Below are 12,716 nucleotides of genomic sequence, written 5' to 3'. Positions count from 1 at the left end.
ATTTGATATTTTTTAATCAATTGTTCATACAAGATTACGATTTTGGTTAAAAAAAATACAATTTTTTGATATTAGCCTCTAGGCGAAAAGCTCAGAGATTGCTAAATTCCTTCTAAATTGAGATTTAAATTTTACTTAAACATACAAGTCATTGGTGGGGAGATTTAAGATGACGGATATGAATGATTATGATGATGCAGAAGATTCTGCAGTTGATGATGATGAAGCGAAAGCCGCTGAAAAAGGTGCGTCAGATAGCGAAGATAGTGCATCAGACACAGATGTTGCCGAAGCGGAAACACTCACTGTAACGGCGAAGCAAAAGCAACGCGATGCTTTAGAAGATGAAGTCGCTGCGTTCTTAGCGCGTGGTGGTCGTATTACTGAAGTGCCACCAGACGAATCTGCGTCACGCGATTAAGTGCCAAAAAAGCCAAAAAACACCGCATTATGCGGTGTTTTTTTTCCTCATATTTTATCTGTTGTAGTGTTGCGGTTGGACGAGTATGAGTGTTTTTTTGAATATTTGCGCCAAAGTGCAAATAAGGGATACAAGACCAAATGTGCGAATAAAAGAAACATACAATTGATAATAAAAGCTGCCCAATAGGGCGGTGCATGCATTGCACCCATACATGCAATAAAGCTTTGAAAGATAAGTATAGTACTTAAAAAAAGATAAGCCATATAGCGATGATGTGCCCAAAAAGGAGTGAATTTGAGCACATTGCCGATCAGAAAATAAATGGAATACAGTATACAAACCATAAAAACGGCATCAGGTGACGGGTCGACCAAATCCTCAAAGCGGTAATGTCGATACGGTCGTGTGCCATAAAAACCGATATGTAATAAGCCTAAAATCCAAAATAGATTGAAGGTGCAAATCGGGAGTACGCTTTTTATCATGATTTTCATGCGTAAAATAATTCTCAGTTTTTGTTTTTAGATAGCGTAAAACAAAATGCAGTAAGGTGACAGTGTAGCAGAATGAAATATTTAGCTTGCACTAGATCAAAACAAGAGAATATCTAAAAATTAAAAAAAGCGTATGACTTTATAGGAAATACGCTTTTCATTTCGTTTGGATGTGCTGATGGCATCAGCTCTGCGCATGAAGAATGTTAATCTTCTTGCTGAGTGAGTTCTAAAGCACGTTGATAGGCCACTTTTTTCTTGATACCAGTTAAGTCTGCAGCCAATTGAGAAGCCACTTTAACTGAAAGGTCTTGGAGCAAGCGTGTTAAAAGCTGATCTAGCTTTTCTTGTTCCAAGTCTTTTTCTTCAGTTGCACCGCCAATCACAAGTACAATTTCACCTTTTTGTTGGTGATGATCAGATTCAACAAAACCAACCAATTCACCCAAAGTCATTTTTTTAATGGTTTCAAATGTTTTGGTAATTTCGCGTGCAAAACCGACTGGGCGATCAGCACCAAAGACTTCGGCCATATCTTTTACACAATCTAAAATACGGTGTGGTGCTTCATAAATAATCATGGTTTGCGTTTCGTCTTTCAGCTTATTTAAGGCATTTAGACGTTGTGACTGTTTAGAAGGTAAAAATCCTTCGAAACTAAAGCGGTCACTAGGTAGACCTACAGCGCTGAGGGCTGCAATGGCTGCACAGGCACCCGGTACAGGAATGACTTGGATGCCTTGTTCTTGGGCTGCACGAACCAGTTTAAAGCCAGGGTCACTAATCAGCGGTGTACCTGCATCACTAATCAGCGCCATGTTTTCACCATTCAACAAACGCTGAATAAGCTGTTCAATTTTATTGCTTTCATTGTGCTCATGACATGCAGTCAAAGGTGTTGGAATATTAAAGTGTTTGAGCAATTGTGCAGAAGTTCGTGTATCCTCAGCGGCAATAATATGAACAGACTTCAAAACGTTAATTGCACGATAACTAATATCATCTAAGTGCCCGATTGGAGTCGCAACAACAAATAACTGAGCACTCATAGGTTTCTCCATGTGGAATATAAGACCAAATAATAAAAATAAAATACTTGTGACCACCATTTTGGTGGGGGCAGTATCTTATGCCCAAGCAGAGGTATTGGTTATTTTACCTGAATCTGGCCCTATGGCGCGAGCTGCAAACAGTATTAAGCAAGGTTTCATGAGTGCTTATCAGGCATCAGGCTCAAAAGTGCCTGTAAAATTCGTAAATACTGATCAGACAAGTATGCCTGCACTATTGAAAAAAAATGTGAACGCCAAAACGCAAATGATTGTTGGGCCGTTGGCGAGATCAGAAGTGGATGCGCTTATTAAAGCAAAGCCGAAATTAAAAGTCTTGGCCTTAAATGAAGGGACATTGCAGGCAAGCAATGTGTTGCAATTTAGCCTTGCAAAAAAAGATGATGCCAGCGCATTAGCCCGCGTGATGAAAGAAGATCAGGTTGACGATATCTTGGTGTTACGTCAGTCGGGCACGGAATCTGAAAATGAACTATTTTTAATGGCTTTAATGACGAAAACTGAATTACCTATCCATGTGCTAGAACAACAGCCGAAAACATTAAAAAAAGGCCAAGCCCTAGTATTACTTGGTAATAATGAATGGTTACTTAGTTTGAAGTCCTTGCCGAAGAAAAATATTTACACTTTATCGAATGCCTTAGAGCAGCATAAACCTTTACCACTCGGGATAAAGTTTTGCGATGCACCTGCCTTGTTTGAACCCGATTGGGAGGATATGAAGCAAGCATACGCCCAACAAGCAGTAGGTTTGCCATACCAGCGCTTATTGGCCTTTGGTGGCGATGCATGGCAAATCAGCGCACTTTATTTAAAAACACCAAAAATGAAAACGGCCAATTTTGAAGGACGAACTGGGCAACTGAGTCTGAACGGCAACCAAATTCAGCGTACACCCCATTGTTATGCCTATCAGGCAAAGGGTTTGAAGCAGGTTTAATGACTTTTTGATAACTGAAAAAACAAGATTTAATACATCGAGACTAAGTAGAAAAATGTGAGCTGAGCACCTTAAATGACACAGGCAAGGAAGTTAGGCCAATGGGCTGAAACTGAAGCAGTTAAAATTGCACACGAAGCGGGTTATGTTTTAGTCCAAGCAAATTATCATAGTCGTTATGGTGAAATAGATTTAATTGTGCAAAAGGACCAAGACTTGGTATTTATTGAAGTCAAAGCACGATCACAAACCCATTATGCACTGGCAAGTGAAACCGTATCACGTAGTAAACAGCGCAAACTCATGCAAACGGCCTTAATATTTTTACAGCAATCACCACAATACAACGCATGTTATTGCCGTTTTGATGTGATTTGTTTTGATTTTTATCAACACTTTGCAAAATCCATACAGTATGACTTTTCAAAATGCCCTTATGATCAGCAGTGGATAGAAAATGCTTTTACTTTTGAGCAAGAGTTTATTACTCTTTGAACAAAATATACTGTGTAAATGCATAGATAGAATACGATCAAAAAATAGTGAAGGAGTCTTGCTGAGTGCTTAAACGTATTGCAATGACAATGTTTTGTGTAGCAAGTTTATCTGGCTGTGCAAGTTTTATTTCTGGTGGTACAGGGAGTGCACCTGTAGGTACGGAAAATGGCGCACGTTCTTTGGGTCAGGTCTTTATAGACTCATCTATTGTGCGCACTGCAAAAATTAACTTATATAAGCTCGACACACGCTTTAAGCAATCACGTGTCAATATTGAAAGTTTTCATGGCAATGTTTTGCTCACTGGCCAAGTACCAGACCAAGCTTTAAAGCAACTGGCTGAAGACAATGTCAGAGCCATGAGCGATGTAAAAACCATTCATAATTATATTACTGTAGGCAATCAAATTAGCTACGGCACCATTATGCAAGATACAGCAGTGACTGCGAATACACGTGCATTATTGATGAAAGCGCCAGTGGTTGCTGAAAGCAAAGTCCATGTGCATACCGAAGATGCAGTATTGTACGTAATGGGACGTTTAAACACGGCTGAGCTGAATGATTTGAATCAAGTGCTCCAGCAAGTGGGGAATGTCACTAAAATTGTGACCCTAATTGATAATGTTGACCAAGTTTCTTCGAGCTCACCTGCGGTTGCATCAAGTTTTGCACCGATGGTGAATGCCGTACCTGATACGCAAACTCCTGTTGCAATAGACCCTGATGCAGTAGAACCCAATGCCCCTTAAACAATTTTCGTCACATTTACAGCGTCTTAAAAGCCAACTTGATCAAAAAACAGCGTTGGCTAAAGCTATATATCGAGATTTTCGTATTTATGACTTGGGGAGTTTTGCGCTCAACCGAATGACACCTAAATCGGGCTATACGGTACAACGCAACATTCCCTATGGTTTAAAAGCTCGTCACCGTTTAGATTTGTACAAAGCCAAGCAATTGCGTGATTCACAGCCACTATTGGTTTTTGTACATGGTGGGGCTTGGATGCATGGTGATAAAAAAGAATATCACTTTGTGGGTGAGGCCTTTGCTAAAGAAGGCTTTAATGTGGCGGTAATTAATTACCATTTGGCACCTGAGCATATATTTCCAAGTTCAATTGATGATTTAACATTGGCATTGAATTTTTTAAATCAATCGAATCTGAAATTGAATATTGCTGTGGAAAATATAGTGCTTATGGGGCATTCAGCAGGGGCATTTAATGTGATGTCCGCGCTGTACCATCCTACGCCGTATCGTTTGCAAAATTTGCAGGCTATTCGAGCGATTATTGGCTTGGCTGGGCCTTATCACTTTGATTATAAAGGCGACCCCCTATGTGCGGATGCTTTTGATCAGAACATCCCGTATCAACAAGTGATGCCTTATTATTTTATTGAACAAAACCACGTGAAGCATTATCTGTTTACTGCGGAAAAAGACAATGTAGTCGGCCTAAGTAATAGTACAGATTTAAATGAAAAGCTTTTGGCTTTAGGTAATCACAGCCAATTGATACCTGTGCCTCGTGTAGGACATATCACAATGATTGGCTCAGTTTCGAGTTTGTTTAGCCGATTCTTTAGTACTAAGCGTCAAATTTTGCAGGCTTTGGACGATGTTTTTAAATAGAGCATCCTAAACTCAGTTTTATTGTGATTAAAAAACCGCTTCTGATGAGCGGTTTTTTTTCGATACCAGATCAATGATCTACAGGCTTTATAGCCATTCTTTGGTATCGTCAGCGGTAGTTGTACCATGAATGACATGCATAATCATGGCATGTGCGATACTGCCTTTAAATGGAATTTCGGGTAATTGATCAAATTTAAAGAAGGCTGCATCGCTAATTTCTTCTTCTTGTAAGCATAGCTCACCAGATTCATATTCAGCTTTAAATGCAATCATCAGGTTACTAGGGAAGGGCCACGGTTGGCTGGCCAAGTATTGAATATTTTTGATTTTTAAACCGACTTCTTCTTCGGTTTCACGGCGTACTGCATCTTCGAGTGTTTCCCCCACTTCTACAAAACCTGCAATTAAGCCGTACATTGGGCGGTATGCTCGTGCATTTTGAGCCAGTAGAATTTCATCTTTACCACGGGTAATAACCGTAATGACACATGGATTAACACGAGGATATTGATGATATTGGCATGCAGGGCAGACCATGGCATATTCAGTGGCATGAACTTCTGTTTTATGGCCACAATGGCTACAAAACTTATGATTACGACGCCATTCTAAAAGTTGAATTGCACGGCTGGCTTGTTCAAACTCTTTGACATTCCACAGCTGTAATAATTGGCGAATGGGAACGAGTTGATAGCCTGCGGGAATTTCATCTTGCTCTGTAAGATCACGGGCAATCACTTGATCACCCGTTTGAAGCCTCAGATCACTTGCTATACTTTCGACACGAGGAAGTTGAAATTGGTCATCAACCAATAATTGCTGTTGTTTAAAAATATAGGCAAGCGATAGATTTGACATTAGGCCACGGCTTTAAGTTTCTCACTACTGTCCAATGCTACCTGAAACATACTATGTAGAACAGGCTGTTTGTTTTTTAAATTTTCAATCAGCATGTCTGCACTTGCAAGGCCATCAAGTAGATGGTTAATTTCAGCTGCTTCAATTGCAGTAGAAGCCTCAACACGCGAAGAAACGAACTGTGCATTGGTATTTAGCGCAACTTGTCCTGTTTCGGCATTCAGGAACAGCATTGAACCACCAATTTCACGTAATTGAACTGCGACAGGCGCGAGACTCTGTAGGTCATTATTCTGTAAATATTGAACCAGTGTTTCGCTTGCTTGATCAATCAGTGCTTTGGTTTCGTTCAAGAGTACTTCATGTGCTTCATCTAAACGGTCGAGTGAAATATTCATGTTATTTACACGAAGTTGTAGACGGCTAGATGTGTGATGACGCTCTAAAACGCCAATTGAGTTCATGGCAGAAAGAATGCAATTCATTAATTGCTGTGCAAAAGTCTCTTCTTTTAAGATTTCACTTTGGCTTAATGAATTGGCCTGACGTTCTAAATCTTTATATGCTTCATTTAAATTCAGCACTTTAAAGATATTTGCCAGTTCTAACAGCTTCGCTTGAAGTTCCTGAGTTTTTTCAGGCGACATATTTTGGTAATTGAACTCGATATCGTTACGAATTTGCGCCATTTCAGTGGTCACAAGTTCGCTAATCGTGTGCATCGTACCAAAGTCAGGACCATATAAATGACGGCTAAACACTTGTAATTGCATGTCAGTTAATAGGTCTTCACCAATATTTAACTTGCCACGAATGTGCTGAGAAACTTCATCTTCTTGGCTAATACATAGACTTAAGATATTAGATAAATCAACTAGGCTCGCTTTAAAGCGCTCTGGCGAACTGAAGTACTGTGCAATATTGCGCTCAATAGACACCAGTGTGCGTAAACGTGGCTCATTAATCAGCAATTGATCAATTTGATTTAATGCCACAAACACCAAATTCCAATACTGTTTACTTGGGTGCTTTTCTGAAAGGCTGGCTAAATATGTACCTACAATTTTTAATGCTTGTAAGTCGAGCTCGCTTTCTTCTTGCTTAATTAACTTGTTGAGTGACAATTTGTATAAGCGGTGCACATATTTAGATTTTTCTAAAGTCGGTGCTTGAGGAAGATCAAAATCTGGTGTGATGCAATCGAGTAGTGACTCAATGTGTTGACCTTCAGTGGTCATTGGTTTACCCAAGCATGCTTCTAAGCGGTTGAGTGTATCCAACAAAAACTGCGGAATTTTTACTTCGCGTAAGCAAATAAACTCGATGTAACGTTTTAACATGGTGGTGCCTTCGCTGAGTGCGATGACATCTTTGGTTTGAATTGTGGCAGGATTCCCCATGATCTTGCGCATCAATTCTGCTGAGTATTGAGCGATCTTCGCTAAACTTGCCATATCAATCAGTGCAAGTACTTGCGCACATTGTTCAAATTGATTAAGAGCGTCGTCAATACCGAAAGGAAGGGTTTGATCTTCGACTAAAGTGCTGACTGCTGATTCGACCAATTTGATCGAGTTATCAACCTCATTTTTTATTATCAGCAATGCTGTTGGATCAAAATGTATAGAGGTTTGGTAAGACATGGATCTGCACCTTTCCTAGTGTTTTCTCTTGTTTGTGAACCGCCATAAAAGGCGGACCATCTTTTATCTTTAACTATAACGTAAGTGTTAATGTTTTAAATACAAAAATATACTAGGAAATTTAGTTTTTATTTTGCAAAAAGGCAAGGCGTTCCATGTTTTTCTTCAAATTGTTTGATCCAATTCTCATGCGCTTCGAGTTCTTCAGCACTTGGTCGGATCACGGGTAAATCAATTTGAATCGATTGGTGGCTGTTTTCACTCTGCGCATTTTCTGTGTGGGTGAGGGCATCAATATCAAAAGAGACCTGACCACCCGTCATTGCTAAGTATACGTCTGCTAGAATTTCAGCATCGAGCAAGGCGCCGTGGAAAGTACGGTCACGTTGTACAATTTCGTAGCGTCGGCTCAGTGCATCCAACGAGTTTTTTTGCCCTGGGTGTTTGGCTTTGGCCATTGCCAAGGTATCGGTTACGGCACAGACTTCTGAAAGCGCAGGGAAGCCCGCACGTTTAAACTCCATGTCTAAGAAGTTCATATCGAAGCTGGCGTTATGCGCAATAATTTCTGCACCTTTGAGATATTCAAACAGTGCAGGGGCAATTTCTTCGTATAGTGGTTTGTCTTTTAAGAAATCATCACTAATACCGTGGACATTTTCTGAGTCGCCCACGGGTTTAAGTGGCTTGATATAAATATGAATAGAACTACCGGTCAGTTTACGGTTGATCATTTCAATCGCGCCGACTTCAATAATACGGTCGCCATCTTGATAGTAAAAACCTGTGGTTTCGGTATCGAGAATCAGTTGGCGTGGGCCATGTGCTTCAATGCTAGGTGGGGTAACCATAATCATTGGATGCAGACCTTCAGCAGGTAAAATCACTGAACTTGAGTTTGCACTGAATGTGGTTGCAAGTGTGTTATTAGGCTGTGTGTTTTGAATGGACACAGGTGCTTCAGTTGTGTTTAAAGCAGGATCATTTTGCACGGCTTCAGGTGCAGTTTCTGTAACAGCTACAACTTCTGATGGTGGCTCAATTTCCGCTTCCCATTCTGACTCGTCTTCAGGTTCTTCTTCATCACTGCCAAGATCTAAACCAAAGGGATCATTTAAGAGCCAGTCGGGTTCAATTTTTTTTTTCGTTTCAGTTGCAGGAGCTTGTTTGAGCGCTAAAGCAGTGTTTTCTGCACCTAGATTCGCCAGTTGATCCGCCATTTCATTGCCTGGATGTCCTGCATGACCTTTGATCCAGTTCCATTCAATATCACGCCCTTGGCAAGTTGCGTCTAATTTTTTCCATAGATCTGGGTTTTTGACATCTTTCCAGTTTTTCTTTTTCCAGCCATGAATCCACTCTGTAATGCCTTGTTTGACATAGTTAGAGTCGGTCCAAATCACTAATTTAGCATCTGTTGGGCAGTGCAAAATACCTTCAATGGCTGCCGTAAGTTCCATGCGGTTATTGGTGGTTTCTGCTTCACCACCACAGATTTTTTCCTCAGCATTTTCGCCAATAATATATGCGCCCCAGCCACCCAATCCTGGGTTACCTTTGCAAGCGCCATCGACATAAAGCGTAATTGACTGAGCCATAAAAACTGAATCCGAATAAAAACATCAAAACTGAATGGCATATTGTATAACGCAAATCCATTCGATAGGTCTATATCAGGCTTATTTTTTAATTTCTTGTAACATTTATACTGAAATAGCGTTAAATTAACGCCTTGTGTCTGCGCCATGCTTCACTACAATGGCATATCAAAAAAAAATTTATACGAGATGTTCGGATTCTTTTATGTATAAACCAAGCAAGAACTGGTACGAGTTGACTTTGCCTGCATTATTCAAAATAACCGTTTTAGGATCGGCACTAGCAACCCTGGGTTTAGTGGGCTGTGCATCCTCGACCACAGCGACAAGTGCGCATAAGTCAAAAGTGGCAGGTTCGTCAGGTTTCTTAGATGCCAATAGCTTGGATGGCTTAGAAGATTTGTTATCTGCAACGGATATGCGTGCAGTGGAAGGTGATCGCCTATTGGTGCTCAAACATGGTGATGTTTGGAAGCGAATGACGGTCGGTTTCAAAATGGATTTAAACCATTGGGATTCGCGTATTGAAGCGCAGCGTGGTTGGTTCGCATCGCGTCAGCCCTATATTGACCGTTTAAGTGCGCGTGCGTCGCGTTATTTGTACCACACTGTAAAAGAAGCTGAACGCCGTGGTATGCCAACCGAGTTGGCGTTATTGCCAGTGATTGAAAGCTCGTATGACCCAGCAGCTACATCGAGTGCAGCAGCTGCGGGCTTATGGCAGTTTATTCCAAGTACAGGCCGTATTTATGGCTTAAAACAAACTACACAGTATGATGGCCGTCGTGATGTGGTGGAATCAACACGTGCAGCCTATGAGTTTTTAGGTAGCTTATATAATCAGTTTGGTTCTTGGGAATTGGCTTTGGCTGCTTACAACGCAGGCCCAGGTCGTATTCAGCAGGCGATTAACCGTAACCAAGCAGCAGGCTTACCAACGGATTATTGGTCATTAAAATTACCACAAGAAACCATGAACTATGTGCCACGCTTTTTGGCTGTTGCACAAATTATTAAAAATCCAAATGCGTATGGTGTGAGTCTTCCGCCGATTGCAAACCGTCCACACTTTAGAGAAGTGAGTGTTGGCGCGGCTAATTTAAATGAAATTTCTTCTGTAACAGGACTCAGCCGTGCGGAACTCTATGCATTGAACCCAGGTCATCGTGGGGATCAAATTGATGCAGCAAGTCCAATGAAGATTTTAATTCCTGCAGATATTAGCCCGTCAGTGGATGCAAAACTGAAAAAGTTATCTTCAGCATCGACAGGTTATTGGGCAGGTGGTGCAGCTTCAAGCCTGCCAAAGAACAACGTGACCATCACACCGTCTAAAGTGACACCGCCTGAGATGAACACGACAGTCATCACACCGTCTAAAGTAGCACCACCGGTGATTACGTCAACTCAAGCAAGCAAAACTACGCCACCAGCGCTAACTGCAAGTACAGTAGCTAAGGGCAAACCGTTGTCGGTAACGCCACAAGGTTCTTCTGCTTTGGCAGCCTTTGCAGCAAATACAGATATTCCAAGTGCACCGCGGATTCCTGTTGCGGTTAGCCCAAGTAAAGCCACGACAGTTAAAGTGACTGCTGAGCCTCCTGTAAGCACCAAAGAGCGTGAACAGATTATGGCGGCCATTAAGGCCGAAGGTGAAAATAAAACGGTTGATGAAGTTTTAAAACCTGTTGCGACTCAAGCAGAGCAAGCTGAGGTGGTTAAAGAGTTAAAAGCTTTGGCGCCACAAGGAACAGAAATTGTTGATCCCTATGATGGCAAAATTAAGCTGACAGCGATTCAAACCAGCCAATCGATTGCAGATCAACAAGGCAAAGAGCTGACCAAAGGCTTCGCTTATCCGAAGAGTGTTGCAGAGCAAACTGGCACTGACTCGGATGAAGCAAAACGCAACCAAGGCAAAAATGTCATTAAAACTGATTCTGAAATTGTTGTCGTAGCACCTAAGGGCAAACGCAGTACATATACCGTGCAGGCGGGTGATACCTTAGCGGTCATTGCCATGAAAAATGGTGTGAACTGGCGTGATGTCGCGAAGTGGAACCAAATGGATGCTGATGCCAAATTGTATGTTGGTACAAGTATTTATTTATATGACGCAAAACCGATTGTTGCTGAAGAGCCGAAAGCAAAAGTACAACCTGAGCATTATGTGGTGAAAGCCAATGATACGTTGACAGGTGTTGCAAGCCAATTTGGCTTGTCGGTAAAACAGCTGGCAGATTTCAATGGTTTAAATACGACTAGCGGTCTATTTGTAGGTCAAAAGTTGGCACTGAAAGAAACACCAGCATCAAAAGCAAAATTAGCTGCTGAAGCTAAAAAAGCTGAAACCGAAAGCAAAGTACAAAAAGTACAAACCAAAGTCTATACGGTGAAGCGTGGTGAATATTTAAAACTAATTGCTGACCGCTATGCTTTATCAAATCAGGAATTAGCAGACCTAACCTCGGGCCTCACAGCAGGCAGTAGTTTAATGGTTGGACAGAAAATTAATGTTCCATTAAACGAAGTTGAAAGTGCTTCAAGCAATTCAAATAAAGTTGAGTCGAAGCCAGAAACAAAGTCTGAACCAAGCTTTAAAACTGAAAGTTATAACGTCCAACGTGGCGATACCCTGTATAGCTTAGCCAACCAAAGCAAGATGACTGTTTCAGATTTTGCCAATTTAAATAATATTGCTGCAACAACCTCTTTACGTATTGGTCAGACGCTTAAAATCCCTGCATTAAATAAAGCACCAGAGCAATATACGGTGCAATCAGGTGATACGCTCAGCGCGATTGCAAATCGCTTTGAACTCAACATGGATGATATTGCGAGTTTAAATGGCTTTAGCCGTAATGCATCTTTGCGAGTAGGTCAGCGTTTAAAACTCACTGGTGAAGTGCCAGTGGCAGTAGTGAAAGCAGATCCACGTAAAGACAGCAAATCGGATACACGTGTAAGTAGTGGCGAAGCCAAAGATACGCATGTAGTGAAAGCGGGTGAAACATTGTCTGCGATTGCGCAAAAGTACCAGCTACAGTTGAGCTATTTAGCGGATTTAAACGGATTGTCACGTAATAGCACAGTACGTGTTGGGCAACGCTTGAAGATTGATGGTGATGTGCCTAAAGTAGAAGTCGATACACCCAAAACGAGTAAAGTAACGACACAGGCGAGCTCATCGTATAGCGGAAGCACTGAAAGCTATACAGTGAAGTCAGGCGAATCACTGAATGCGATTGCAAATCGTACGGGTGTGAGTGTTGCAGACTTGGCTGCGTTGAATAACCTAAATGCGCGTGCAGGTTTACGTGTCGGACAAAAAATTAATGTACCAAAGTTAGTCACGGAATACCGTATTAAACGCGGTGATACCTTGATTGGCTTGGCGAATCGCTATGGTTTGGATACTGCTGCTTTGGCTGATATGAATAATATGCAACCGAGCGCATCATTACGCATTGGTGATGTGATTAAAGTACCTAACTAAGCCAATACCGTGCAGGAAGCAACGTGAATAATTTATTTGCCAAGGGGCATCCTT

10 protein-coding genes are annotated in these 12,716 nt (G+C 41.4%); 6 read left to right on the top strand and 4 right to left on the bottom strand.

Translation table 11 applies throughout. The features are described from left to right. Nucleotides 1-169 precede the first annotated feature (169 nt). Nucleotides 170-421 carry a hypothetical protein gene (locus HYG93_RS11290; protein ID WP_117007963.1) on the top strand — a complete coding sequence of 84 codons (252 nt, stop codon included), beginning with the start codon at nucleotides 170-172 and terminating at the stop codon, nucleotides 419-421. 703 nt (nucleotides 422-1,124) lie between these two features. On the opposite strand, the gene rsmI is transcribed toward HYG93_RS11290, so the two are convergent. Beyond that, nucleotides 1,125-1,967, bottom strand: a complete 843-nt coding sequence (gene rsmI, locus HYG93_RS11285; RefSeq protein ID WP_120365951.1) for a 16S rRNA (cytidine(1402)-2'-O)-methyltransferase — start codon at nucleotides 1,965-1,967, stop codon at nucleotides 1,125-1,127. 10 nt (nucleotides 1,968-1,977) lie between these two features. Here rsmI and HYG93_RS11280 point away from each other — a divergent pair, with 10 nt between their 5' ends. From HYG93_RS11280 to HYG93_RS11265, 4 genes are all read left to right on the top strand, one after another. Beyond that, nucleotides 1,978-2,928 carry a penicillin-binding protein activator gene (locus HYG93_RS11280; RefSeq protein ID WP_120365946.1) on the top strand — a complete coding sequence of 317 codons (951 nt, stop codon included), beginning with the start codon at nucleotides 1,978-1,980 and terminating at the stop codon, nucleotides 2,926-2,928. Nucleotides 2,929-3,003: 75 nt separating this feature from the next. Further along, nucleotides 3,004-3,423, top strand: a complete 420-nt coding sequence (locus HYG93_RS11275; protein ID WP_120365945.1) for a YraN family protein — start codon at nucleotides 3,004-3,006, stop codon at nucleotides 3,421-3,423. Between the two features lie 65 nt (nucleotides 3,424-3,488). Then, nucleotides 3,489-4,178 (top strand): BON domain-containing protein, encoded by a 690-nt coding sequence (locus HYG93_RS11270; RefSeq protein ID WP_106986117.1) that lies wholly within the window; start codon nucleotides 3,489-3,491, stop codon nucleotides 4,176-4,178. Next, nucleotides 4,168-5,064, top strand: a complete 897-nt coding sequence (locus tag HYG93_RS11265) for an alpha/beta hydrolase (protein ID WP_120365944.1) — start codon at nucleotides 4,168-4,170, stop codon at nucleotides 5,062-5,064. The genes HYG93_RS11270 and HYG93_RS11265 overlap by 11 nt, the downstream gene beginning before the upstream one ends. Nucleotides 5,065-5,151: 87 nt before the next feature. Here HYG93_RS11265 and nudC read toward each other — a convergent pair whose 3' ends face one another. The 3 genes from nudC to dnaQ form a co-directional block, all read right to left on the bottom strand. Next, complete coding sequence (nudC, locus tag HYG93_RS11260; RefSeq protein ID WP_106985839.1) at nucleotides 5,152-5,925, bottom strand: NAD(+) diphosphatase; 774 nt, start codon at nucleotides 5,923-5,925, stop codon at nucleotides 5,152-5,154. Continuing rightward, a complete protein-coding gene (locus HYG93_RS11255; protein WP_178962485.1) occupies nucleotides 5,925-7,568 on the bottom strand; it encodes a chemotaxis protein in 1,644 nt (547 codons plus the stop codon). The genes nudC and HYG93_RS11255 overlap by 1 nt, the downstream gene beginning before the upstream one ends. Nucleotides 7,569-7,696: 128 nt before the next feature. Next, nucleotides 7,697-9,166: a DNA polymerase III subunit epsilon gene (dnaQ, locus tag HYG93_RS11250; protein WP_178962484.1), complete on the bottom strand. Its 1,470-nt coding sequence runs from the start codon at nucleotides 9,164-9,166 to the stop codon at nucleotides 7,697-7,699. Nucleotides 9,167-9,371: 205 nt separating this feature from the next. Here dnaQ and HYG93_RS11245 point away from each other — a divergent pair, with 205 nt between their 5' ends. After that, on the top strand, nucleotides 9,372-12,662 hold the full coding sequence (locus HYG93_RS11245) for a LysM peptidoglycan-binding domain-containing protein (protein ID WP_117007967.1): 3,291 nt from the start codon (nucleotides 9,372-9,374) through the stop codon (nucleotides 12,660-12,662). Nucleotides 12,663-12,716: the final 54 nt, after the last annotated feature.

The sequence above is a fragment of the Acinetobacter sp. SwsAc6 genome (assembly GCF_013391565.1).
Taxonomy (GTDB): domain Bacteria; phylum Pseudomonadota; class Gammaproteobacteria; order Pseudomonadales; family Moraxellaceae; genus Acinetobacter; species Acinetobacter cumulans.
The sequence above is the reverse complement of the archived record's forward strand: the minus strand, read 5'-3'. Positions and strand labels throughout refer to the sequence as shown.

Coding starts and splice junctions, on each gene's coding strand:
- HYG93_RS11255 (WP_178962485.1), bottom strand. CDS start 7,568: ATGTCTTACCAAACCTCTATACATTTTGATCCAACAGCATTGCTGATA.
- nudC (WP_106985839.1), bottom strand. CDS start 5,925: ATGTCAAATCTATCGCTTGCCTATATTTTTAAACAACAGCAATTATTG.
- HYG93_RS11280 (WP_120365946.1), top strand. CDS start 1,978: ATGTGGAATATAAGACCAAATAATAAAAATAAAATACTTGTGACCACC.
- dnaQ (WP_178962484.1), bottom strand. CDS start 9,166: ATGGCTCAGTCAATTACGCTTTATGTCGATGGCGCTTGCAAAGGTAAC.
- HYG93_RS11265 (WP_120365944.1), top strand. CDS start 4,168: ATGCCCCTTAAACAATTTTCGTCACATTTACAGCGTCTTAAAAGCCAA.
- rsmI (WP_120365951.1), bottom strand. CDS start 1,967: ATGAGTGCTCAGTTATTTGTTGTTGCGACTCCAATCGGGCACTTAGAT.
- HYG93_RS11290 (WP_117007963.1), top strand. CDS start 170: ATGACGGATATGAATGATTATGATGATGCAGAAGATTCTGCAGTTGAT.
- HYG93_RS11275 (WP_120365945.1), top strand. CDS start 3,004: ATGACACAGGCAAGGAAGTTAGGCCAATGGGCTGAAACTGAAGCAGTT.
- HYG93_RS11245 (WP_117007967.1), top strand. CDS start 9,372: ATGTATAAACCAAGCAAGAACTGGTACGAGTTGACTTTGCCTGCATTA.